The sequence below is a fragment of the Enterococcus sp. C65 genome (assembly GCF_040887165.1).
Taxonomy (GTDB): Bacteria; Bacillota; Bacilli; order Lactobacillales; family Enterococcaceae; genus Enterococcus_B; species Enterococcus_B hirae.
Map to the genome: position 1 here is coordinate 74,884 of NZ_JBFOFG010000009.1, position 22,246 is coordinate 97,129.

Sequence of the window (22,246 nt, forward strand, 5' to 3'; positions counted from 1 at the left end):
AGTGTCTCATTTTGTCTTTTCACTAAGCCTGTTGAATCAAAGGATTCGTCTAAATACTTTTATATTTAAGATGGGAAGTTCGTACATGAGTTCCACATCATCAATCAGACTTCCAAGTAATCGGAAATCTGATTGATCCAGAAAAACATTTCCAAGCTCTTGGTAATATAGATCCATAGTAGGATTTCTTGGTTCATTGAGCATTTCCGCTAACTCATGCAAATCAGAAGGAGGAGAATAACAAGTTCCTTGAATTTCAATATATAATCCTTCGGGTGTTGATTCTAGCCCAATCCTTATTTCAGTGATCTCGTGAGAATAAAGATAGGTTAAAAATTCACTAATGATTCTTTTTGATAATTCTTTTTCCAATGTCATCCTTTTCCTTTCTGCCAACAGTCAGGCTGTCTAAGATCGGTACAAGAAAACCTGCAACGAATCCAGTTGAGAATCCACTATTATATAGGCTTAATCCGCCATGTAATGCACTGACGTTATGGACTAAGACAATATGCAAAAATCCAGCCAAAATACCAAAAATACTACCATAAAAACCACTAATAGGAGCAAGTGCAGTACCAAATATCGCTGCTACGATCATTGTTGTTTGAGAGGCATCATGGATAGTAGCCAGATATGAAGCAAGATAAATCCCTATAAGTATGGGGAAACTGTTCTTTAGATGACAACCAAAGGCACTGAATCCAACTGAAGATAGGATTGCACCAATAATCGGGCCGTTGAATTCACCACCAATAAGAAGAACATAGATGGAAAGCATTAGCCCTACTAACCCCATGTTTAGTAAGGTGGCACCGATACTTGAGATCGCCATAAAATCAGTAGTTACTTTTCCTGAAGTTTGAAAAATGTCATGTAAACCAGTGAGCTTCCATGAATTAATAAAAAAACCAAATAGCGTAGTTAAACTAAAAAAAAGAAAAATGACTAATGTAAGTTCTTGATGGTAGCCTGTTGAAACGAACGATTGAACTTCAATTGAAAAATCAAATAACCGAAGGATACCAGCCATGACCATGGCGATCAATCCAGAAGTAAAACCAATATTATACAAATTGAATCCACGATGAAAAATAAGGGTATGCGATGCCAAAGGAGGGAGTAAAAAACCAACGAGTATACCAGTCAGATTACCAAATAAAATACCTAAGCCCAATGGTAAGTTCATACCGAAAGTGATATAACTAACTACAGGTGACAAGGCACTAGCAAATAAGCCAACCATAATATACTGTGAAAATGGTTTATGTACAAAACGTGCATAGAGATAGACACCCAAAATAATGGAAAGAGAGTTATACAGATTTTTTCCAAAAAAAGAAAAGCCTGTGACGGTTAATACAGAAGCAAAGATTAGTCCATTTAGATAGACTTTATGATGATAGCAAAGAAGTACGGACAACAAAGTCAGGACACCAACATTGATAAATGCGCTTCCAAAACCACCTATTGCCAAATAATCGGTCATCAGATTACTAGGAGAAGTAAGGATATTGTTGAGCCCCTCAATAGTTTCAACCGGATGTCCAGAAACAAGCCCGATTATTAGAAAAAACAAGCCAGTAAATGTTAAATAAAAATACTTATTTTTTTGAGATGGCTTTTTTTTGATGGGGTGAATATAAATAACGTCGTTTTTATTAACCATTACATACCTTCTTTGTCGTTTTCTTTAACTATAACGTGAAAGAAATCTTTTGGTCAACTAACAGTTACAGAAAAATCAATTTTTGTAAGGGGAAACAGTATTTTTGTTTATTCTTAAATAATATTGTATCATTGTTAAAAATAAATAAGAAAAAAACTTAAAATATAACGTTTTGAGTAAATTATTTGCCAAAAACTGTGTATATCGGTTACAATAAAACAACATATACTGCAGTAAGAAGTGGGGGAGTTTTAATGAGAAGAAAAGTCTATACTAAAGATCAAATTCTGAAAGCTGCTTATGATGTTGTTGCAAAGGAAGGTTTTAAAGGGTTTACTGCGAGAAATATTGCTAAAAAAATGGGTATATCCACACAACCTATTTATTTAGAGTTCAAAAACATGGAGGATCTAAAAAATACTTTATTGGACTCAATTTTTGAACAACTCAAAGAAAATGTTTTTCCAGTTGAACGTACTGGAGATAAAATTATTGACCTAGGATTAAACTATATCTACTTTGCAAAAAAACATCATAGTCTTTACATGGCATTATATATCGACGAACATGGCGATGGACAAAAAATGCATGATTTTTCTTATAACTATTTCCGTGAAATCGTCAAACAAGATCATCGATACAACCAGTTGTCAGATGAATACGTTGATGCATTACACACTGGAACTTGGGTTGCAGTTACCGGAATCGCATCTTTAATGTCTTCAAACATCATGCACCCAACTGAAGAACAAATTATTTCGTTCATCAAGCGAACGATTGATTCTATTCTTTCTTTAGAAAATCCTGAAACAATTAGTTAGATCTACTTATGAAGTGTGATAACACAAGGTTCATTCCAATACTCTTTCTTACTTCACATTGGGCACTATTTAAGAAGGAGCAGAAAATGATTCTTGTGTTTTTTTGTCTTCTCATAAAATAAATATGCCGGTTTTTGATTTCTATCGGGAAATAGGCTTGACTTTTTACTAAAAAAAGTTTAAAAATAATAGGTATGGAAGGTTGGCAGAGTGGTAATGCACCGGACTCGAAATCCGGCGAACCGGCTAATACCGGCGCGCAGGTTCAAATCCTGTACCTTCCTTTATACCAACGTTTCTGAGCTATCTGGCGTTTGCTGGATAGCTCTCTTTTTGAAAAAGAGTACCCCTTTTAGTACCCTTTTTGACTTTATCCCATTCATCCTTTCATATAGTTTGAGAAGTTAGAAATAGTGGTCTTATTTTTATTTTCTGTTACGTGCGTGTAGATATTCGCTGTTGTTTGTATGTCTGCATGTCCTAATATTGCTTGAGCATCTTTTAGAGAAGCACCAGATTCAAAAAGTAAACTTGCGTGTGTATGTCGAAATCCATGAGCGGATATTCGTTTTAGATGTTCGTTTTTCTTATAAATTTGTTTCAACCAAAAACGTGTGATTGTTGGATTGTACAATTCTCCATTGTTGGCAAAAACTAAATTTGCACTATCGAAAATATGGGTAAGTTTAGTACTGCTTTTTTTATATTTTTTTAGAGCGTTTGATAACTCATGATCTAAATATATCGTTCTAACTCCATTTTTCGTTTTTGGTTCATTTACAATTAAACGCCCATTTTTGCCCCTTGTGATAGTTTTATTGACGGTTAGTGTATTTGTATTAAAATTAATATCCGACCATGTCAAAGCGAATGCTTCTCCTTTACGTAAGCCAGTATAAGCTAATAAGTAGAAAAAAATATAAATCGTGTCTTTTTCTTGCTTAGCAGCTCTCAAGAATTCTAGTAACTCATTTTTAGTGTAGAATTCAATATCCTTTTTTTCTATGCTTAGGATTTCACCCTTTGGTACTGTGATAATTTTCATAGGATTGCTTTCTGTTTCCTGAATTGAAACAGCATAGTCAAAAACATTGGAAGTATAGTTTTTATATTTTTTGAATGTTTTTGGATATTGTCCTGACCATTCATTCACAGCTTTCTGGCAAAAAAATACGTCTATTTTATTTATAAAGTTTTCTCCAAAGACAGGCAGAATATGAAGTCTAAAAATTTCTTCGGTAGATGCCCAAGTACTTTCTTTTACAGTTTTTTTATAATTTTCGAACCATAAATTATATATTTCTAAGAATTTTTTACTTTGTTTTACTTTTACTGAGTCAGCACCTTCATTTTTTACTTGAGTTTCAATTCTTCTTAAAGCTCGATCTGCTTCAAGCGCACTTTTAAATCCCATTTTTTTTACTTTTCTTTTCTTGCCAGTCATAGGATCTACACCAGCGTAAATGTAGAACATGTATTTTATTTCCTCTTTTTTTGTTACATAGCTTTTAATTCGATGATCAATTTCACGTTTAGCCATCTTTATATTTCCTTTCGTACGTTTGTTCGGTTGTACAGCGGATTTCGAGATGGTAAAATAGGGTACAATAAATAGACCTACTTTACCGTAGTTCTTAAACTAGAACACGCTCTCGCTTTGGTCGGTGGGGCGTGTTTTTTATCAATAAGAATATTTCTTAGCCTATTTAACTCTTAGCTTTTGTCCCGGATAAAGCATATAATTGTTTGGATCTAAGCCATTCAGCGCAAATAATTGGTCAGTAGTGATTCCTGCGCGGTCGGCTAATTGTTTTGGACCTTCACCGGGTAGCAAAGTCAAAACATCTGGAGTTTCTGGTTGAGGTGGGGTTTCAGGCTGAGGTTGCTCAGATGGAATATAATCTTGTGGAACTGGTTGCTCTGATGAGCTAGTAGCTTCCGCAGTTTGAACTACGCTAGAACTTGGTACTTCAGAATAACTTTCTGTGCTTTCGTACGATTGCGTAGAGCTATTAGCGATTGCAACTGATGATTCCGTTGAGCTTTCTGTTGAGCTTTCTGTTGTTGAGGAAGAAATTTCCTCACTGGTTGTTGAAGTATCTTCAGCAGAGGTGGAAACAGAAGAATGCGATTCTTTTAATTTTTGTTTTTGAGGTTTTAAAATCAACTCTTCTTTATTATCTGAATCATTAGATTTATCAGGTGTTAATTTGATATTATTAGCATCCTTACTTACAGTATATTTAGCATCTTTATTCTCATCTGTTTTCCACGTCATTACGTTTCCGTTCAATGTATATTCAAATTTGTAATCCATTTGATTAAACATATTTTTTGCAAATTCTTCGCCCATAGCTTCCCATTCGTCACTAGCAGATGATTTCATACTAGAAGTATCTACTTTTATCGTCACAATGTGATCAGAAAACGAAAGAATCATATCAGCATCATCATCTTTAGCAGCTTCTATAACCCAATCATTTGCCTTTAAATCATCAACAGTTACGTTATTACTACAAGCACCAAATACTATTAATGAAATAATCGCAAAAAAAGCACCCATATATTTTTTCATTTTCATTCCTCGTTTCTATTTTATTTGAATAAATCCCAAAAACTAAAAGTAGTTTTTTTATAAACTTTATTGTAAGCTGCTTTCTTTGGATTCTTAATCCAACCTGTTCCTTTTTTACCATACCCAGGAATCAACGCCTTTTTTAATTTCCTTTTAGCTTTCCCTTTAGTTCGAGCGCTAATCGATTTCTTTAAACTTGGTTTCCTCATTCCAAATTTCATCGTTTCACTTCCTTTTTATTCCTAAATTTTCATTTAATTTCTTATATTGTTATGGTTATTAACAAAATAAAAAAATAAAAAAATGATTATTTCATAATTATTCCTATTTATAATTATTATCGTTTGTAGGAATAATCACAAGTGAATCTAAATCAAATACATAAAGATGGTCCTTATGTATGTAGAATGAACCATACTTAGCAAAGTAGTGCCTAAGCGTATCAGCGAAGAATGGTTCTGTTACTTCTAGAAATTCTGCGCATTCGTATTTTGAGCGACAACCGCATTTGTAACACTCAAGCAGATTATCAAGAGAAACAAGACGTTCGATCGAATCTCGACGTGCTTGGATCTCTTGTTTTCTGTTTCTGGGGTGGGTGTAGTCGATGATGTTGCCGACGCTTGTTCTATAATGAGAGAATTCTTCTGATAGATGTATCCTCTTATGAATAGTGCTTAAATTTTTATCTAAGTAAATATAATTATTTTCGTAAATTGCTTCTTCTCCGATATCTCGCAGTAATTCAACTTCTAAAACAGGCAACTCTTGTACAACTTTACTTAATAACGTTTCATAGCTGTTCACATCTCAACACCACACGATTACTTTTTGTTTTTATCTTCGTATTTCTTTCTATATTTAGCTAAAACAGACTGGATATGTTCAATATCTTCTTCGGAGTATTCTCTATTCGGATCAGGAGAGTGGGCTGCCAAAGTATAGATTTCTTCGTCATCAGTTTTGCTAATCGAGGTTACACGCTCGTTCGTTTGAATTTCTAATTGTTTCTGTGCAAAATCATAGACTTTTTGCTTTTTCTCATCATCGATTTTTTTCATTGTAGATAAAGTTTTTTCTATCAATAAATTTTTTTCTTCCGACTTATTTTCGACTAAATCCGACTTAGATATATTAAAATAATTCGCAAGCATTTCGATTTTGTCGATTCGTGGATAAGTTTTACCTTTTATCCAATCCGTCAAAGTTGTATAGCTAATGCCTAAATCGTTAGAAAGTTTCTTTCTATCAATTCCATACTTTTTCATATAATGATTAATATTATTAGCCATCACTTCTTTATTTTCTAAATCCTTAAACGATGTGTTAGATTTAGGTATTTCCTGTTCATTCATACCCAATATCTCCAGAGGGGAAATATCCAATGCTTTTGATAGAGACACAATCTTATCCCTTCCCATATTTTCAATCATGCCATTTTCCCATTTTCTTACTGTGGACTTTCCAACACCGACTAACTTGCCGACATCTTCTAATGTCATATTTTTTTCTAGGCGCTTTTCCTTTAAAACGTCCATATTCTCACCACCGACAAATTTTATTATACGCCCGTGTCTATCTTTAAACGGAGTTTTAATAACGACTAACTCGCCGCTAAGCTTCATTCACAAGGGTTTCATACCAAGCTAACCACGTTGACTACTTTTACCAATCGACGTTACACGCTCATTCTTTTGCTCTTTTAATTGTTTATGTGCGAAATCATAGACTTTTAGTTTTTTTTCATCATCGATTTTTTTCATTGTAGTTACAGTTTTTTCTATCAATATATCTTCTTCAAATCCTAGTATATACTCAGGAGATACACCTAGCGCCCTTGCAAAATCTTCTACTCTGCTCAAAGGGAATTCTCTGATTTTGTTAAAGTACCTAGACAAAGCTGACTTAGACATGTTTACTCTTCGGGCAAGTTCGCTAACGGACAATCCCTGTTCCGTTCGTAACGAATCTACGATCTCAACTATTTCTTCATTACTTCGCAATGTTTTTACCTCCAATTATTCTAAAGGATATTATAATATCGTTCCTGAGAAGGGATGCAACACGTCTTGACGACAGGAGGCGTTGCGCTGCGTTCATTCGCAAAAGTTTCATATCAATCTGACTGCTTTCGACACTTATCTCGCTTAGCTTGTTTCTTGTCATACTCTTTATCCAACTCGTCTAAATACGACTCTAACTCAGCGACTTCTTCATCTGTGAATCGATGATTAGGATCGGATGCATGAGCTGCAAGTGTGTAAATTTCTTTCTCACTACTTTCTTTACGAAGTGGTGTGGGTGAATTTTCTTGTTTTTGCTCTTCTAGTTGATTTATTGCAAACTCAGCCACTTTTTCTTGTCTATTCTCGCTTAATTTGTTGTAGATAGTTTCTATAAAAGAGGCAGAAGTGATTGATTCGTTGTTTTCTCCCACGAAAATTTTCGGATCAACATTGAATACCGATGCGATTTCTGGGAGCTTCTCTATTTTCGGACTTCTTTCACCAGACCGCCATCTTGAAACTGTGGTCCTATTAACATTAACCACCGAAGCAAGGTCTTCATCTGACATGTCTCTATTTCGCATTAATTTCGATAATTCATCGGAAAAAACACTCATTTCGGATACTTCCTTCATTAGTTTTTATTTAATATTATGCCTATTGTTCCAAAAATGCAATGTTAAATAAAAAAGAGTCATTTCGACCAAATTAAACTTTTTTTGAAAAAATGCGGAAAAAGAGAGAGGTGGGTTATGTCCATCGGGCTGGATGAAGCTGCGAAATTTTCGGAAAAGCTAAATAAACCAATTTCTGAGTTTTTTCCTGATTATTTTTTTACGGTATCTGTTCTAAAAATGCACAAAGGGGTTTAAATAAAGAACTGGTTAGGGGGAAACGTCTAATTTAAAGGAGGGGGAAAATGGCAAAGCTGGGCATAGACGAATTAGACTTGTCAATCGCATTGATTGAGGAAATAAGACGTATAGCTAGTGAAGAGAGCGAACGAAGAGCATCTCGTTTTCTCGATGAATACAAAGAGAAGATGCTCCTACCGAATTTCCGTCAGATGCCTATCGATAGTTATTGTAATTTTTGTCTCTTCATGAACGATATCATTTAGAAGGGGGAATTTATGAATGTTTCAAAAATTATGCGGTGTTATTTGTTTGGAGTACTTATTTTTCTTGTAAAGTTTTATTAACAAGTAATGAATACTTTTTTAGCCAAATATGGTTGATCAAACGCTTTGGAAAACCAATGAATGAAACCTGTTAATCGTTATGTTTATTTTTGATAAAGTGACCAGTTTGTTCATTATTTAAAAATAAAAGGATGAAAAAAATATAGGAAACAGATGCCTCTGTGTTATAATTGCTGGGATAAATTATAAAAAGGAGTTTAATAATGTACTGGAATAAAAAAAGAATTAATAAAGAAATATTTTTTTTGCTTTTAGTTATTTGGCTTGGTTTTTTATTTTTCAATCTATATATGCCATCATTTAGAGCAGACGATTTAGTTTACTCAAATAGATTAGACCAACTAGGGTATTTAGGAGCTTCGATCGAACATTATAAAACTTGGAGTTCGAGAATTATCATAGAGCTGTTTATGATGTTTTTTTCTAAACATTTTCTGCTGTGGAAATTTGTCAATTCAATCATCATGTTGGGCACGGTCCTGATGATTTGTAAGTATGTTTTTGAAAAATTGGATGGTAAGAACGTGTTGCTAGTTACATCTGTCTACTGCTTAGTCCCACTTACCGTGATGGGGGAAACAGGCTGGGAGTCGACAACTTTGAATTATCAATGGTCCGTTTCATTTTGCTTATTCGCTTTTTTCCCATTCTTCCAACGCTTAAAAGGAAGAGCTATCACTCCTAGTATTTATTGGTTTAGTTTGCCTTTCCTGATATTTGCTGCTAACCAAGAACAAGTGAATGCGTGCTTTTTTACTTTAACGGCCATTATAACTGGCTATTTATTATATAAAAGAGCATATCATCGCTTATTGATTCTCCCATTGCTCATAAGTTTTATTGAGTTACTATTTTCGTTGACAACACCGGGGAATGCCATCAGGACATCTCAAGAAATTAGCAAGTGGTTTCCTCAATATGATCAATTTGGGTTTATCACTAAATTGGATTTGGGTATTTCTTCTTTTGGAAAGCCTTTTTTTCTAGATACAAATGTATTGTTCTTAATTTTGTTCTTATTTGTTTTTTTACTTTCTTATAACAAGTGCAAAAATTATTATGGCCGCTTATTATCTGCTATACCTTTTTTCTTGAATCTGATTATCTATCTAGGGAATACGATGGGTGAAAGTTTTATACACATTCGTGGCAATAATCGTGCACAAATATGGGATAGCAGTCACTTAACAAAGCTATTTACCGATACTGGAACGAATCTGTCACTTACTCGTCCTGGATCATGGCTAGCGACTTTACTTGTTTTAGGTTTATTGGCTTGTTTGCTCCTAGGGATCTACTTAAGTTTTGAAAATAAAAAAACAGCATCTTTTCTTATGTTGTTAATGATGATGGGCGCTTGTTCAAGAATAATTATGGGATTTTCTCCTACGATCTGGGCTTCAGGAATGAGAACTTATTATATTTTATATATTGTTGTAGGAATTTTAGTGTTAATGCTGGTAAAAGAATTGTTGAAAACCTGGAATCCGCAAAAAGCAGAACTCGTACAATTTAGTTTGACTATGCTGGGGATTGGGACCATTGTTTTAACCATCATAAATAGATGAAAATAAAAAAAGACTCAAGTTGTAGGAAATCCAACAGTTAGATCACTAACTATTGAGATCGTTACAACTTGAGTTTTTTTATTTCTCGCTTTGATAGTTTTTTGGATTAATTTTTTCAGTCTCTCTGATAATATACACTGGACGTTGTTTGGTTTCTAAAAAGATTTTTCCAATGTATTTGCCAATTATTCCAAGACACAATAATTGGATACCTCCGATAAACAAGAAAATAGAGACCATGGAAGGCCAACCAGCTGTAGGATCACCATACAACAGGGCACGTAAAATAATAAATAAAATAGCAAGACCTGAACCAATACATGATAATGCTCCCACGAATGAAGCAATTGTTAATGGTGCATCTGAAAAGTTGACGATTCCATCAATAGAGTAATTAAATAATTTCCAAAAAGACCAAGAGGTTTCACCAGCTACTCGTTCACGGTTTTCAAAGGAAATATACTTGGTTTTAAAACCAACCCAACTGAACAAGCCTTTCGAAAAGCGGTTGTATTCAGTTAATTCCAAGATAGCATCAACCATTTGGCGAGTCATTAAACGGAAATCTCTCGCTCCGTCAACCATTTCAGTATCACTGATTTTATTGATTAGCTGATAAAATTTCTTAGCAAAAAAACTACGGATCGGTGGTTCACCGTCACGAGTCGAACGACGAGTACCGACGCAATCAATATCAGATTGCATAATTGTTTCAATCATTTCTGGTAATAGATCAGGTGGATCTTGTAGATCAACATCCATTACAGAGACAAGGTCGCCAGTAGAAGCTTGTAAACCAGCATATAAAGCAGCTTCTTTCCCAAAATTTCGAGAAAAGGAAATAAAGCGTACATATTCATGGTCATTAGCTAATGCTTTGATTGCTTGTAATGTATTATCTCTTGAACCATCATCAATAAACAAATATTCAAATTCATGTATTCCCTTAAATTTTTCGACCTCGTTAAAAAAAAGAGGAACTGTTTTTTCTTCGTTATAGCATGGAACCACAATTGATACTTTCATAACATTACCCTTTCCAATAAAGATCCTTCATAATAATAACATGAATGAATCAAAAAAAATATAGTTTTAGAGATAAGTAAACGAACAAAGTCTTCTCAGCTATGTTCGAAGAAATAGAAAAGAAAATATAAACCAGATACTAGGCGAGATGAGGTCAGATCTAGTTAGGTTTATTTGTAAGTGGAAAATATATTCTTGTTTTTAAACGAGATTGTTCCAACGGAATTTCTTTCACGACAAGAAGGTTTAAGAGTAAAATCAAACAAGTCTTATTGGAAATCGCTCGTAACTTAATTAGAGCGGATTATTTAGTAAGGACTATCTTTTGATTGGTTAAATGATAGAGATGATTAAATAATAATGAATATTTTTCAAGTCTTTGCTAAACAAAATAGCTTCCTTAGTCAAAACATGTTAAATTAATTAATAGGACTACTTTTTTTATAGTAGAACTCAAAAATATTCACTGTTATTTCATGTGACGAAACTGTAAGAGAGCTATTATTTCAAGATTTAATAGCCTCTATGATAAGATGCTTATGGACGAAACAAAGTAATAGTAATTATTATCTAGGATGTGAAAAATAAAATGTGTGGAATTGTAGGATTTATTAACGACAAAGACAATAAAAAAGCAATCGTAAACGACATGATGGATCGAATCGTTCATCGGGGACCGAATAGTTCGGGTGATTATATTGACCAGCATGTTGCTTTAGGATTTAGAAGATTAAGTATTATCGACTTAGAGGGTGGAAAACAACCTATCTATAATGAAGATCGAACAAAAGTCATCATTTTTAATGGGGAAATCTATAATTACCAACCTCTTAGAGAAGAGCTGATTGCAGCTGGACATGTTTTTCAAACACATGCGGATACAGAAGTATTGTTGCATGGTTATGAAGAATGGGGAACTGATCTATTACAAAAGGTTCGGGGTATGTTTGCCTTTGCAATCTGGGACAATAAACGCAATGAATTATTTGGTGCTCGGGATCATTTTGGAATCAAACCATATTATTATGCGGAAATGAACGGCACATTTATGTTCGGATCAGAAATCAAAAGCTTTTTACCACATCCAGATTTTCATAAAGAATTGAATAAAGAAGCCTTGAAACCTTATATGACATTTCAATATTCACCATTAAATGGAGAAACCTTTTTTAAAGGGGTTCACCGTTTGCCAGAAGGTCATTATTTCACTTACAAAGATAATAAGTTAGCGATTCATCAATATTGGGATGCTAATTTTGAAGAAAAACAAAACTATTCACGGAAAGAATGGATCGATAAGATTGATGAAACAGTTGAAGCATCGATTAAAGCACATACGATCAGCGATGTAGAAGTTGGCTCATTCTTATCTAGTGGGGTAGATTCAAGCTATGTGACTTCTGTATTAAAACCTGATCATTCTTTTTCAATTGGGTTTGATGATAAAACATATAATGAAGCTATTGAAGCTAGAAAGTTAACAGAACTTTTGGACTTAGATAATACAGCAGCTGTCATCGATGGAGATATGTCATTTAAAGCTTTTCCTTTGATTCAATACCATTTAGATGAGCCAGATTCGAATCCTTCATGTGTCCCACTTTATTTCTTAGCAAACTTGGCTTCGCAAAGTGTTCGAGTTGTCCAATCAGGTGAAGGGGCAGATGAACTATTTGCGGGATACCAAACTTATGGGTTCCATACGAATTCAAAAGTTATTCGTGTCATTGCTCAAGGGTTGAAGAAACTACCAAAAGGAACACGTTATAACTTGGGACGAAAAATTGGCAAGATGAAAAACTTCCACGGTAGAATCCATTTATATGAATCTTTAGCTCCTGCGAAAGAATATTTTATTGGTCATGCCCGAGTGTTTGAAGAAAACGAAGCGTCAGATATTTTAACACAAGAATACCAAAAGGCTCCTTCCGTTCAGGAGATTATGGCAGTCCATTATGCTAAAACTGAAAAAATCGAAGATGAAGTGAACAAAATGCAATACGTTGACCTTCATCAATGGATGCCAAAAGATATTTTATTAAAAGCGGATAAATTATCAATGGCTAGCTCACTTGAAGTACGCGTACCGTTACTTGACATCGAAGTGATGAGATTGGCAGAACAGATCCCAAGTAAGTATCTGTTAAATCAAAATAATACCAAAGATATTTTCCGACAAGCAGCAAACAAACATTTGCCAGAAGAATGGTCTAACCGTGTAAAACTTGGTTTTCCTGTACCAATCAAAGCTTGGTTGAAAGAAGACCATGGCTATCAACAAGTCAAAGAATTATTTGAGGCTGATTTTGCCAAAGAATTCTTTGATCAAGAAAAAATCATGAAGTTGTTAAATGACCATCATGAAGGGCGTCATGAAGAGCAACGAAAAATTTGGACGATTTTCAGCTTTTTAACTTGGTATAAAGTTTTCTTCGTTGACGAAGAAATCCCTAAGGCTGAAGCAATCGATTATGTAACAGTCTAAAAAGTAATCAGCTAGCGAAGCAAAAGAACATCCCGCTTCGAGCGGATTGATTTTATTCCTTTTTAACAGTGAACAACTCCTCCTTTATTGTGGAGGAGTTGTTTTTTATTAATAGTTTATTTCTCTTTCTTTCGTTCCGTCTTTTTTGTAGATAATTAATGATGTGTTTTTGTTTTGAGCAATTTCTTTCCCTTTTTCAATCGCTTTTTCTTTCGTATCAAAATGATTACTTGCTTTTTTAGCTCCTTCTGATTGGACAATCCACTTATCTTCTTCAAATTTTACGATCACTTTGGCTGTCAATAATTTAGAAGCTCTTGGATTTGTGTCGTGAGAATCATGCTTTGTTGGATTTTTTTCTTGAGAAAACTCTTTTTTTTCAGTAGAAGTAGCATCTTCTGACCATTCTTTGGCTTGTTTGATAGCAATCGGAATAGCACGATCATCAGGATAGCCTTCTGCAAGCAAGGCGTTACCGATATCGATTGCTTTCTTTCGTGTTAACTCTTCTAAATTTTTCATTGCAGGCGGATAATCTTTCATATTCCAAGGCATAAAATCTTCCTCCTCAAAAATTATTTATATTTCAAGTGTAAGCGCAATAGTTGGAAAAGGAAAAGATTTTGTTTAGCAAGTAGTTATTTAGATAACTTTCGTCAAGTAGTTTTACTTAACAAATTTTGTAAAAAGGCTAGCAATCTAGTGGAAATCATGGTAAGATAATCAAGTCTGAGAGTCATCTTAGAGGATTCTAGTAAAAAATGGGAGGGAAAAACATGCGCGTAAACATTACTTTAGAGTGTACTTCTTGTAAAGAACGTAACTACCTAACAAGCAAAAACAAACGTAACAACCCTGATCGTTTGGAAAAACAAAAATATTGCCCACGCGAACGTAAAGTTACTTTACACCGTGAAACTAAATAATTAGTTCAGCGTAAGTCTAGAATCCTTTTTAGGAAGCTAGACTTTTTTTAATAGTGAAGGTTGAATGAAACCATAAACCTGACAAGCGACTCTTTTTCTTGTAACAGGGTCGTTTTTCTTGTATGATTGAAATCGTTTGTTCAAATTCAGTTTGAGAGGATGAAACACATGTTTATTTCAATGTGGGCACAAGACAAGAATGGTTTGATTGGAAAAGATGGCCTGCTTCCTTGGAGGTTACCAAACGATATGCGTTTTTTTCGGGAACATACGATGGATAAAATATTAGTGATGGGAAGAAAGACATATGAAGGCATGGGCAAATTGTCTCTTCCTTATCGGCATATCATTGTGTTAACTATTCAAAAAGATTTTAAAGTAGAAAAAAATGCGGAAGTCCTTCATTCGATTGATGAACTTTTGGCATATGCCAAGGATATACCTGAAGATATCTATGTGTCAGGAGGAAGTCGAATTTTTCAAGCTTTGTTACCAGAAACAAAAATCATCTGGCGAACATTAATTGATGCAGAGTTTGAGGGGGATACATTTATTGGAGAAATCGATTTTACAAGTTTTGAATTAGTGGAAGAACATGAAGGAATTGTCAACCAAGAAAATCAATACCCTCATCGATTTCAGAAATGGCAAAAAATGAGCAAAGTGGTTTAGCACATAGTTAAATAAAAAAAGACGTTCACTCCAATTTGTAAAGAAAGGAAGGTGAACGTCTATTCTTGTTCAGGTGATTTATTTCAAATTATTTTTGATATCATTGACCATATTTTGACTAGCTATTGGACCATTATAGAGCCAACTAGATTCAGGACCAAATTCTAAGACATGATTTTCTTTGACCGCTTTTAAATTTTGCCAAGTTGCTTCATTAAACATCGCAGCTTTTTCATCACTGTTGACTAAGATGAGATAGTCTGCATCTAACTCTGCTAATTTTTCTGCAGAGACAGCTGACCAATCTGAAGTTGCACTTTTAGAGATTTCAGTAACTAGATTTGGCACACCAAATTTAAGATCACCGTAAATGATTCTTCCACTTGAACGTGTTTCACTAACCATAAATGCTGAGTTATTCGTTACCCATAAAACAGCAGCCGTTTTGCCGTTGATTTTATCTGCGAGTTCTTGTCTAGTGGCTTTCACCTTTTTTTGGTAATCAGTAATGATTTTTTCGGCTGCTTGTTCTTTATTTAATGCTTTTCCGATATCTTTTAGTTGGGTTTCCCAAGTGACATCATTCCCATTTTTTACGACATAGGTTGGCGCAATTTTGCTGTATTGCTCGTATTTACCTCCTTCAACTGTAGCCGAAGAAGAGATCAATAAAAGATCGGGTTCATAACTTAAGACTTTTTCATACGGAAGATCATAAGAGATCGTGGGAACATCTTTTAATTCTTTTTGTAAATAATGTTGAATCGATCCACTACCAACTGTCCATTGAGCAACAGGTTTTTCACCTAAAGCGATAAGATAGTCTTCGAGGTAACTCCCGATGATTCGTTTTGGTTGATTAGGGATCTCGACTTTATGACCCAAGGCATCAGTCACTAGGTGAGTTTTTGCAGTTGTTTCATTACCTGCTGTGTCAGTTGAATTGGATGAATTATTTGAAGAAGAGCAGGCGCTAAGTAAACTAAGCAGCAACACTGTGGCCCCAATGGTAAAGATATTCTTTTTTAGTTTCATTTTTTCCTCCTGAAGGGATTTTCATTGATAATCATTCTCAATTGATATTATTCCTGACAATAGTGGTCATGTCAACTATTTTCGGGAAAGAGCCATTTTGAGTAAAACTTGACGAATTTGTGAAGGAGCTTCATAATTGAGAATGATTTTCAGGGAAAGGATGAAAAATTTGACGACGATTGAAGCTGTTGATATTACAACGGGTTACTTAAATAAACAAGTGATTGAAAAAATGTCTATCAAGATACCAGAAGGAAAAGTGACAAGTTTGATTGGTCCTAATGGCAGTGGTAAATCAACTTTATTAAAAAGTTTTACTCGACTGTTACCTGTCAAAGAAGGAAAGATTATCGTAGATGGATCTGAAATTTCTACATATAGTCCTAAGATGTTAGCGCAAAAAATTGCACTGTTAGCCCAAAGTAGTGAACACCCTTTAGGCATGACTGTCGAAGAGGTGGTCTCTTATGGTCGTTATCCTTATCAAAAATTTTTTAGTGGATTAAATGAAGAAGATCTACATGCTATCCAATGGGCGTTGGAAGCGACGCAACTAACTAAGTTGAAAGAAAGAGAGCTTTCGAGTCTATCAGGTGGACAAGCTCAACGAGTTTGGATTGCGATGGCTTTAGCCCAAGAAGCGGATATTTTGATTTTAGATGAGCCAACCACTTTTTTAGATCCTGCGCATCAATTGGAAATCTTACATTTACTGAAAGAGATCAATCATATCAAACAGACAACCATTTTAATGTCGATCCATGACATCAATCACGCTTCTCGCTTTTCTGACTATTTAATTGGGATGAAAGCAGGACAAATAGTGGTTCAAGGCACACCTGATGAAGTAATCACAACGTCATGGATGAGGGAAATCTATGAAATTGAAGCGCAGATCATCGAATTGCCTGAAACGAATAAACCCGTTGTTTTGTCTTACGATTTAATCAATGATCGTAAGGAGGATGAACAATGAAGACAAAGAGGAAACGAATGATTCTTTCCCTATTGTTGCTAGGAGTAGTTAGTATATTTTTCTTTGCGTTAGCCAATGGAGCGGCGGTTGTCGACTTTTCTAATTTGTGGCAAGCGATTTTTAAATTTGACGACTCAGTTCAATCGCAGTTGATTATCCGAACGATTCGGTTGCCTCGAGTGCTTGGGGCTTTCTTAGTCGGAAGCTGTTTTGCTCTTAGTGGCGCATTGATGCAAGGGGTGACACGGAATCCTTTAGCTGATTCAGGGTTATTAGGAATTAATGCAGGAGCATCACTTGCAATGGCTCTTTGTTTTGCGTTTTGGCCACAAGCTTCTGCTTTTTCTGTTTTTTTACTGTCATTACTTGGTTCGTTGGTAGTTACGTTATTTGTTTTTGGTTTCTTACGTTTTTCAAAAATGGGGATGAATCCACTTCAATTGATTTTAGCAGGTGTTGCGATCAGTACTTTTTTTACAGCTATTAGTCAAGCGCTGACACAACTATTCAATTTGCAACAAGACTTGGCGTTTTGGTTCGTGGGAGGCGCTGCGAATGTCACTTGGCATCAATTGGAAATTTTGGCTCCGATTTATCTGTTGACAGTTAGTGGCTCTTTTTTGCTAGGTCGCTCCATCTCGTTGGTCAACTTAAGTGAGTCACATGCCTTGGCATTAGGAGGCAACCCTGGACGGATCAGATTTTTTGCATTTGTATTAGTGGCGGGGTTAGCTGCAATGGCGGTGTCGTTAGTTGGACCAGTTTCATTTATTGGATTGATGGTTCCACCAATCGTCCGAGGAATCATTGGTTCCGATTATCGGTATGTTTTACCAGCCTCTTTTTTAGTAGGTGGAGGATTAGTGATGTTGGCGGATTATGTTGCACGAATGATCAATCCGCCATTTGAAACGCCATTCGGCTTAATTATTTCTTTGATCGGTGTACCGTTCTTACTACTCCAAGTAAGGAGGGAACAAGGATGAAAAGAAGTTACCAATCACTAGTTGTTTTATTTCTTTTATTAGTTGTTAGTATAGTTGCAAGTTTAATGATTGGCACACCATTTATTCCATTTGATCAATTAGCTGAGGTGTTTCAAGGGAAGGGTTCGGCAATCCAAGAGTTGATTGTTTATGAATTTCGTGCCCCTCGTCTATTAATCAGTCTTCTTGCTGGTATGTGTTTAGGTATTTCAGGCTTTATCTTGCAGGGAGTTACCAGAAATAGACTAGCTGATGCTGGCATATTGGGCATTAACGCTGGAGCAGGTTTTTTCGTTATGATTTATTTGGGCTTTTATGCCAACCAAACTTTTCCGTTTTTACTATTGATCGTGGCTTTTCTAGGCGGCTTGCTTGCAGCTTTACTTGTGTACTTGTTTGCTTATACGAGAAATAGTTTTTTAGGGATGAACCGGCTTTTACTATCAGGAATTGCAGTCAATGCTGGATTGTCTGCATTGATGCTTTTATTTACGATTAAATTGTCGAAAGAAAACTATGGTTTTGTTAATGCCTGGTTAGCAGGTTCACTTTGGGGAGCTAGTTGGCCATATGTTTTCTCATTGTTACCTTGGGCAGTCATTTTGCTTCCTTTCGTGCTGATTTACAGTCGACGAATTGGTTTATTATCTTTTGGTCAAGAAAGAGCGCAAAGTCTAGGATTAGACGTGCAGAAAAGTCAAAAAATCCTATTGATACTCGCTGTTGCTTTAGCCTGCGGAAGCGTTGCGGTAGCTGGCAGCTTATCTTTTGTCGGTTTGTTAGCTCCTCATTTGGCTAAATTTGTCGTCAGAAGAGAAAATCAACTGTCCTTGATCTTGAGTGGATTATTTGGGGCATTTTTTGTAACGATTGCAGATGTTCTTACACGAGTGATTCTACCAAGTGGTGAGATTCCTACTGGGATTTTAATTGCGGTCCTAGGAGCTCCATATTTCTTATATTTATTATTTTCCAAACAAACGATTGCTTAGAAAATAAATACGGGGAAGAAACGATTGTGTTGAGTAAGCAGTGTTTCCCAAAGTAGTTTCTCGTTATTTTGAGACTACGATTATTCTGTCTATTCAAATGAAAAGAGTGAATCAGAGGTCGTGAAGGCATCGGAAAGCTCCGATGACAATAAGAAAGAATTTTTTTAAACAGCTTCTCATGTTTTGAAAAATTGAGGCTTATTTCAAGGAGCTGATGCGTGAACACCGTTTACTCGTTTTTAGAATAAAGAGTGAGAGTGATGTCTTAAATTCTGTTTATAAAACTCTTTTTATTTAAAAAGTTAAATTGCTATTTTTACTATTTTCCGCTACCATTTTAACGAGAGGTGGGTTGATACGTTTGAGTCATATTAAAGAAAAACTTAGAAAACTTGGCATTGAAAATTTACAAAAGATTGCTAGAAGTGAACAGAAGCAGCAAAAAGAGCAAAAAATTTACCAACAACTCTTTCAAAGTAATGAATGGCAGCAAGCAAAAGTGGTTGGTTTGACGATGGCAAATGAGATAGAAGTGGCTACGACCCCAATTATTGAAAAGGCATGGGAAGAGGGTAAAACCATACTTGTTCCTAAGACATTGCCTGAACGTCAAATGTGTTTTTTTAAAATTGATCCGGATACCCGATTTGAACGCACCGCTTTTGGCGTACTGGAGCCATTATCTGATCATTCTTTTTCACCGGACGCTATCGATTTGCTGATCGTTCCAGGGGTTGTTTATCATCAAAATGGTTATCGGATTGGTTTTGGTGGAGGCTACTATGATCGCTATCTAGCCAATTATCCGAACCAGACATGTAGTCTGGTTTTTCAAGAACAAATAAACAATCAATGGGTACCAGAAAGTTTTGATAAAAAAGTGCAACACTTGTTTATCGATAAATAATAAGGAGGGTTACATGAATTATCAACAGAAATTAAAATTAAACGCTTGGCTAAGAAGACCAATTTTGACTTATTTGTTTTTAGCGATACAAACCATCGTGTTTGCAATGATGGAGTTCTTTCCATTTTTAAATATTCCTGCATATTTAGGCATGTTTGGGCCGTCTATTGTAGTTGGAAATGAATGGTGGCGGTTTATTACACCGATTTTCATTCACTTTGGACTGGTGCATTTTGTCATGAATTCTTTGATTTTGTATTTTATGGGAGACCAAATTGAAACACTCTACGGTCATTGGCGTTTTTTCTTGATCTACTTGTTTAGTGGTATCCTTGGGAATGCAGCGAGTTTTGCATTCAACGATCTTGGCGTTCTATCTGGTGGAGCAAGTACTTCTTTGTTTGGTTTGTTTGGTGCGTTATTCATTCTTGGATTTCATTTCAAAAATAACTCTCAGGTTCGCCAATTGATTCGTCATTACATGTTGTTTATTGTTATCAGTTTTGTATTTGGTTTGACGGATACCTCAGTCGATATCTGGGGGCATCTCGGTGGGATTGTTGGTGGCTTGCTTATAGGAAATATCATCGGCCTACCACAGAAAGTGACCAATTACTCGATTCATCAAAAAATCCTATCTACGCTTGTTTTTGGATTTCTTTTGATAATATGTGTTTTATTGGGTTTAAAAAACTACGGATTACTTGTATAATGTGAAGGAAGTGCTTTGAGATGGAGAGCTTATATGACGTGCAACAACTGCTCAAACGATTTGGCATCTTTGTCTATGTTGGGTCACGTATCTATGATATTGAATTAATGACGATTGAATTGAAGAATCTTCATGACAGTCGTTTGATCGATCATGATACATACATGACAGCGTGGCGCATACTAAAACGAGAGCACCGAGTGGAAGAAAGCCGAAAGAAAGGAAACTTGTAATGGACAAAAAAATTATTGGGATTGATTTAGGTGGAACAACAGCAAAATTTGCAATTCTAACACCAGAAGGAGAGATTCAACAAAAATGGAGCATCGATACCAATATATTGGATGACGGTAAACATATTATTCCGGAAATTATCGAGTCAGTAAATCATCGTATCAAATTATATAACATGAATGCTGAAAATTTCATCGGAATCGGTATGGGAACACCAGGAAGTGTCGATAGTGAAGCAGGTACAGTGATCGGAGCCTACAATTTAAATTGGACTGAACTTCAATACGTAAAAAAACAAATTGAAGAAGGAACTGGAATCAAATTTGCTATTGATAACGATGCGAACGTTGCTGCTTTAGGTGAGCGCTGGAAAGGTGCAGGGGAAAATGATCCTGACGTTATTTTTGTTACCTTAGGAACGGGTGTCGGTGGCGGAATCGTTGCTGCTGGGAACTTGATCCACGGCGTTGCTGGTGCAGGTGGCGAGATTGGACACATTACAGTGGACCCAGAAGGTTTTGAATGTACATGCGGTAAAAGAGGGTGCTTAGAAACAGTTTCAAGTGCAACAGGTGTAGTTCGCTTAGCACGTTTCTTAGCAGAAGAGTATGCCGGAGATTCAAAATTAAAAGCAATGCTTGACAATGGAGAAGAAGTAACAAGTAAAGATATTTTTGAAATGGCACAAGCAGACGATCCATTTGGTCTGATGGTCGTTGATCGTGTTTGTTTCTACTTAGGATTAGCTTGCGGTAATCTAGGGAACACTATGAACCCATCAAGTATTGTTTTAGGCGGCGGAGTATCTGCTGCCGGGGAATTTTTACGTAGTCGTGTTGAAAAATATTTCAACCAATTTACGTTCCCTCAAGTACAACAATCAACAAAAATCAAATTAGCAGAATTAGGAAATGAAGCTGGCGTGATCGGTGCTGCTTCATTAGCCTTGAAATTTGCGGAATAACGTGGAGGAATGACATGGTTTTATGGGTAATTAACATCATTTTGCTATTGATTATTCTTGCTATTGTGTTTTGGGAAGTTTATCTACGAGTAATGGCAAAACGTTCTGCAAAAACACTGGAAGAAGAAGAATTTCGTGATGGGATGCGTAAGGCACAAGTCATTGATGTTCGTGAAAAAGACGTGTTTGATGCAGGACATATTTTAGGGGCAAGAAATATCCCTTATACTGTTTTAAAAGATTCATTAGGATCTATCCGAAAAGATCAACCGGTGTATATCTACGACCAAAAGAAAAGCTTAAGTATTCGTACAGCGAATAAGTTAAGAAAAGCTGGCTACCAAGATATTTATATCTTAAAAGGTGGATATGATGGCTGGTCTGGCAAGATTAAAAGTAAAAAAGTATAGAACGTCATGACGTCAAATTATCGGTCAATCCTGATGAGTCGTGTAAAGTCAAATCTGGGTCAGAATGAACCTCATTCTGTC

General features: G+C 35.5%; 26 protein-coding genes, 1 tRNA gene and 1 pseudogene. 15 read left to right on the forward strand and 13 right to left on the reverse strand.

Annotation, left to right across the window (positions count from 1 at the left end; genetic code table 11):
• Positions 1–36: 36 nt before the first annotated feature.
• Both AB3I12_RS10970 and AB3I12_RS10975 read right to left on the reverse strand, forming a co-directional pair.
• Positions 37–372, reverse strand: coding sequence for a hypothetical protein (locus tag AB3I12_RS10970; protein ID WP_025480148.1), 336 nt, complete (start codon positions 370–372; stop codon positions 37–39).
• The gene (locus AB3I12_RS10975) at positions 341–1,669 is read right to left on the reverse strand and encodes a DUF1576 domain-containing protein (RefSeq protein WP_063627270.1); all 1,329 of its coding nucleotides are present in this window, start codon (positions 1,667–1,669) and stop codon (positions 341–343) included. The genes AB3I12_RS10970 and AB3I12_RS10975 overlap by 32 nt, the downstream gene beginning before the upstream one ends.
• A 254-nt stretch (positions 1,670–1,923) precedes the next feature.
• Here AB3I12_RS10975 and AB3I12_RS10980 point away from each other — a divergent pair, with 254 nt between their 5' ends.
• Both AB3I12_RS10980 and AB3I12_RS10985 read left to right on the forward strand, forming a co-directional pair.
• Positions 1,924–2,490, forward strand: coding sequence for a TetR/AcrR family transcriptional regulator (locus tag AB3I12_RS10980; protein WP_010737811.1), 567 nt, complete (start codon positions 1,924–1,926; stop codon positions 2,488–2,490).
• A 196-nt stretch (positions 2,491–2,686) separates the two neighbouring features.
• Positions 2,687–2,774 (forward strand) — tRNA-Ser (locus AB3I12_RS10985).
• Between the two features lie 95 nt (positions 2,775–2,869).
• Here AB3I12_RS10985 and AB3I12_RS10990 read toward each other — a convergent pair.
• The 8 genes and pseudogenes from AB3I12_RS10990 to AB3I12_RS11025 form a co-directional block, all read right to left on the reverse strand.
• Positions 2,870–4,030, reverse strand: a complete 1,161-nt coding sequence (locus AB3I12_RS10990) for a site-specific integrase (RefSeq protein WP_063627269.1) — start codon at positions 4,028–4,030, stop codon at positions 2,870–2,872.
• Positions 4,031–4,192: 162 nt separating this feature from the next.
• Positions 4,193–5,065: a LysM domain-containing protein gene (locus AB3I12_RS10995; protein ID WP_063627268.1), complete on the reverse strand. Its 873-nt coding sequence runs from the start codon at positions 5,063–5,065 to the stop codon at positions 4,193–4,195.
• 20 nt (positions 5,066–5,085) lie between these two features.
• Entirely contained in the window at positions 5,086–5,286 is a 201-nt protein-coding gene (locus AB3I12_RS11000; RefSeq protein ID WP_063627267.1) for a hypothetical protein, read from the reverse strand.
• A gap of 103 nt (positions 5,287–5,389) precedes the next feature.
• Positions 5,390–5,872 carry an ImmA/IrrE family metallo-endopeptidase gene (locus tag AB3I12_RS11005; RefSeq protein WP_063627266.1) on the reverse strand — a complete coding sequence of 161 codons (483 nt, stop codon included), beginning with the start codon at positions 5,870–5,872 and terminating at the stop codon, positions 5,390–5,392.
• Between the two features lie 17 nt (positions 5,873–5,889).
• Entirely contained in the window at positions 5,890–6,420 is a 531-nt protein-coding gene (locus tag AB3I12_RS11010) for a helix-turn-helix transcriptional regulator (RefSeq protein ID WP_155727585.1), read from the reverse strand.
• A pseudogene (locus AB3I12_RS11015) lies at positions 6,418–6,603 on the reverse strand (helix-turn-helix domain-containing protein); the annotation flags it as partial. The pseudogene AB3I12_RS11015 and the gene AB3I12_RS11010, both read right to left, overlap by 3 nt.
• A 108-nt stretch (positions 6,604–6,711) precedes the next feature.
• A complete protein-coding gene (locus tag AB3I12_RS11020) occupies positions 6,712–7,068 on the reverse strand; it encodes a helix-turn-helix domain-containing protein (protein WP_063627265.1) in 357 nt (118 codons plus the stop codon).
• Positions 7,069–7,181: 113 nt separating this feature from the next.
• Positions 7,182–7,688 carry a helix-turn-helix domain-containing protein gene (locus AB3I12_RS11025; protein WP_196763497.1) on the reverse strand — a complete coding sequence of 169 codons (507 nt, stop codon included), beginning with the start codon at positions 7,686–7,688 and terminating at the stop codon, positions 7,182–7,184.
• A 302-nt stretch (positions 7,689–7,990) separates the two neighbouring features.
• On the opposite strand from AB3I12_RS11025, the gene AB3I12_RS11030 reads away from it, so the two are divergent.
• Positions 7,991–8,191: a hypothetical protein gene (locus AB3I12_RS11030; protein WP_063627263.1), complete on the forward strand. Its 201-nt coding sequence runs from the start codon at positions 7,991–7,993 to the stop codon at positions 8,189–8,191.
• Between the two features lie 284 nt (positions 8,192–8,475).
• Positions 8,476–9,840 carry a DUF6056 family protein gene (locus AB3I12_RS11035; RefSeq protein WP_063627262.1) on the forward strand — a complete coding sequence of 455 codons (1,365 nt, stop codon included), beginning with the start codon at positions 8,476–8,478 and terminating at the stop codon, positions 9,838–9,840.
• A 78-nt stretch (positions 9,841–9,918) separates the two neighbouring features.
• On the opposite strand, the gene AB3I12_RS11040 is transcribed toward AB3I12_RS11035, so the two are convergent.
• Entirely contained in the window at positions 9,919–10,866 is a 948-nt protein-coding gene (locus AB3I12_RS11040; RefSeq protein ID WP_010718832.1) for a glycosyltransferase family 2 protein, read from the reverse strand.
• A 589-nt stretch (positions 10,867–11,455) separates the two neighbouring features.
• Here AB3I12_RS11040 and asnB point away from each other — a divergent pair.
• Entirely contained in the window at positions 11,456–13,351 is a 1,896-nt protein-coding gene (gene asnB, locus AB3I12_RS11045) for an asparagine synthase (glutamine-hydrolyzing) (protein WP_063627261.1), read from the forward strand.
• 108 nt (positions 13,352–13,459) lie between these two features.
• On the opposite strand, the gene AB3I12_RS11050 is transcribed toward asnB, so the two are convergent.
• Complete coding sequence (locus AB3I12_RS11050) at positions 13,460–13,906, reverse strand: DUF2188 domain-containing protein (protein ID WP_053766725.1); 447 nt, start codon at positions 13,904–13,906, stop codon at positions 13,460–13,462.
• Between the two features lie 206 nt (positions 13,907–14,112).
• Here AB3I12_RS11050 and rpmG point away from each other — a divergent pair, with 206 nt between their 5' ends.
• Together rpmG and AB3I12_RS11060 are read left to right on the forward strand one after the other, a co-directional pair.
• Entirely contained in the window at positions 14,113–14,277 is a 165-nt protein-coding gene (gene rpmG, locus AB3I12_RS11055; protein ID WP_002320810.1) for a 50S ribosomal protein L33, read from the forward strand.
• A gap of 168 nt (positions 14,278–14,445) precedes the next feature.
• The gene (locus AB3I12_RS11060) at positions 14,446–14,949 is read left to right on the forward strand and encodes a dihydrofolate reductase (RefSeq protein ID WP_063627260.1); all 504 of its coding nucleotides are present in this window, start codon (positions 14,446–14,448) and stop codon (positions 14,947–14,949) included.
• A 78-nt stretch (positions 14,950–15,027) separates the two neighbouring features.
• Here AB3I12_RS11060 and AB3I12_RS11065 read toward each other — a convergent pair whose 3' ends face one another.
• A complete protein-coding gene (locus AB3I12_RS11065) occupies positions 15,028–15,984 on the reverse strand; it encodes an ABC transporter substrate-binding protein (protein ID WP_010718836.1) in 957 nt (318 codons plus the stop codon).
• A 142-nt stretch (positions 15,985–16,126) separates the two neighbouring features.
• On the opposite strand from AB3I12_RS11065, the gene AB3I12_RS11070 reads away from it, so the two are divergent.
• The 8 genes from AB3I12_RS11070 to AB3I12_RS11105 all read left to right on the forward strand — a co-directional run bounded on the left by AB3I12_RS11070 (position 16,127) and on the right by AB3I12_RS11105 (position 22,165).
• Positions 16,127–16,960 carry an ABC transporter ATP-binding protein gene (locus AB3I12_RS11070; protein WP_172595703.1) on the forward strand — a complete coding sequence of 278 codons (834 nt, stop codon included), beginning with the start codon at positions 16,127–16,129 and terminating at the stop codon, positions 16,958–16,960.
• Positions 16,957–17,946: an iron ABC transporter permease gene (locus AB3I12_RS11075; protein ID WP_014834567.1), complete on the forward strand. Its 990-nt coding sequence runs from the start codon at positions 16,957–16,959 to the stop codon at positions 17,944–17,946. Before AB3I12_RS11070 ends, AB3I12_RS11075 begins: the two co-directional genes overlap by 4 nt.
• The gene (locus AB3I12_RS11080; protein WP_010718839.1) at positions 17,943–18,938 is read left to right on the forward strand and encodes an iron ABC transporter permease; all 996 of its coding nucleotides are present in this window, start codon (positions 17,943–17,945) and stop codon (positions 18,936–18,938) included. Before AB3I12_RS11075 ends, AB3I12_RS11080 begins: the two co-directional genes overlap by 4 nt.
• 361 nt (positions 18,939–19,299) lie before the next feature.
• Positions 19,300–19,845 (forward strand): 5-formyltetrahydrofolate cyclo-ligase, encoded by a 546-nt coding sequence (locus tag AB3I12_RS11085; protein ID WP_010737802.1) that lies wholly within the window; start codon positions 19,300–19,302, stop codon positions 19,843–19,845.
• A gap of 13 nt (positions 19,846–19,858) precedes the next feature.
• Positions 19,859–20,557, forward strand: coding sequence for a rhomboid family intramembrane serine protease (locus tag AB3I12_RS11090; RefSeq protein ID WP_063627259.1), 699 nt, complete (start codon positions 19,859–19,861; stop codon positions 20,555–20,557).
• A gap of 20 nt (positions 20,558–20,577) precedes the next feature.
• A complete protein-coding gene (locus AB3I12_RS11095) occupies positions 20,578–20,790 on the forward strand; it encodes a YqgQ family protein (RefSeq protein WP_010718842.1) in 213 nt (70 codons plus the stop codon).
• Positions 20,790–21,755 (forward strand): ROK family glucokinase, encoded by a 966-nt coding sequence (locus AB3I12_RS11100; RefSeq protein WP_010718843.1) that lies wholly within the window; start codon positions 20,790–20,792, stop codon positions 21,753–21,755. Before AB3I12_RS11095 ends, AB3I12_RS11100 begins: the two co-directional genes overlap by 1 nt.
• A gap of 14 nt (positions 21,756–21,769) precedes the next feature.
• Positions 21,770–22,165, forward strand: coding sequence for a rhodanese-like domain-containing protein (locus AB3I12_RS11105; RefSeq protein WP_010737800.1), 396 nt, complete (start codon positions 21,770–21,772; stop codon positions 22,163–22,165).
• Positions 22,166–22,246 lie beyond the last annotated feature (81 nt).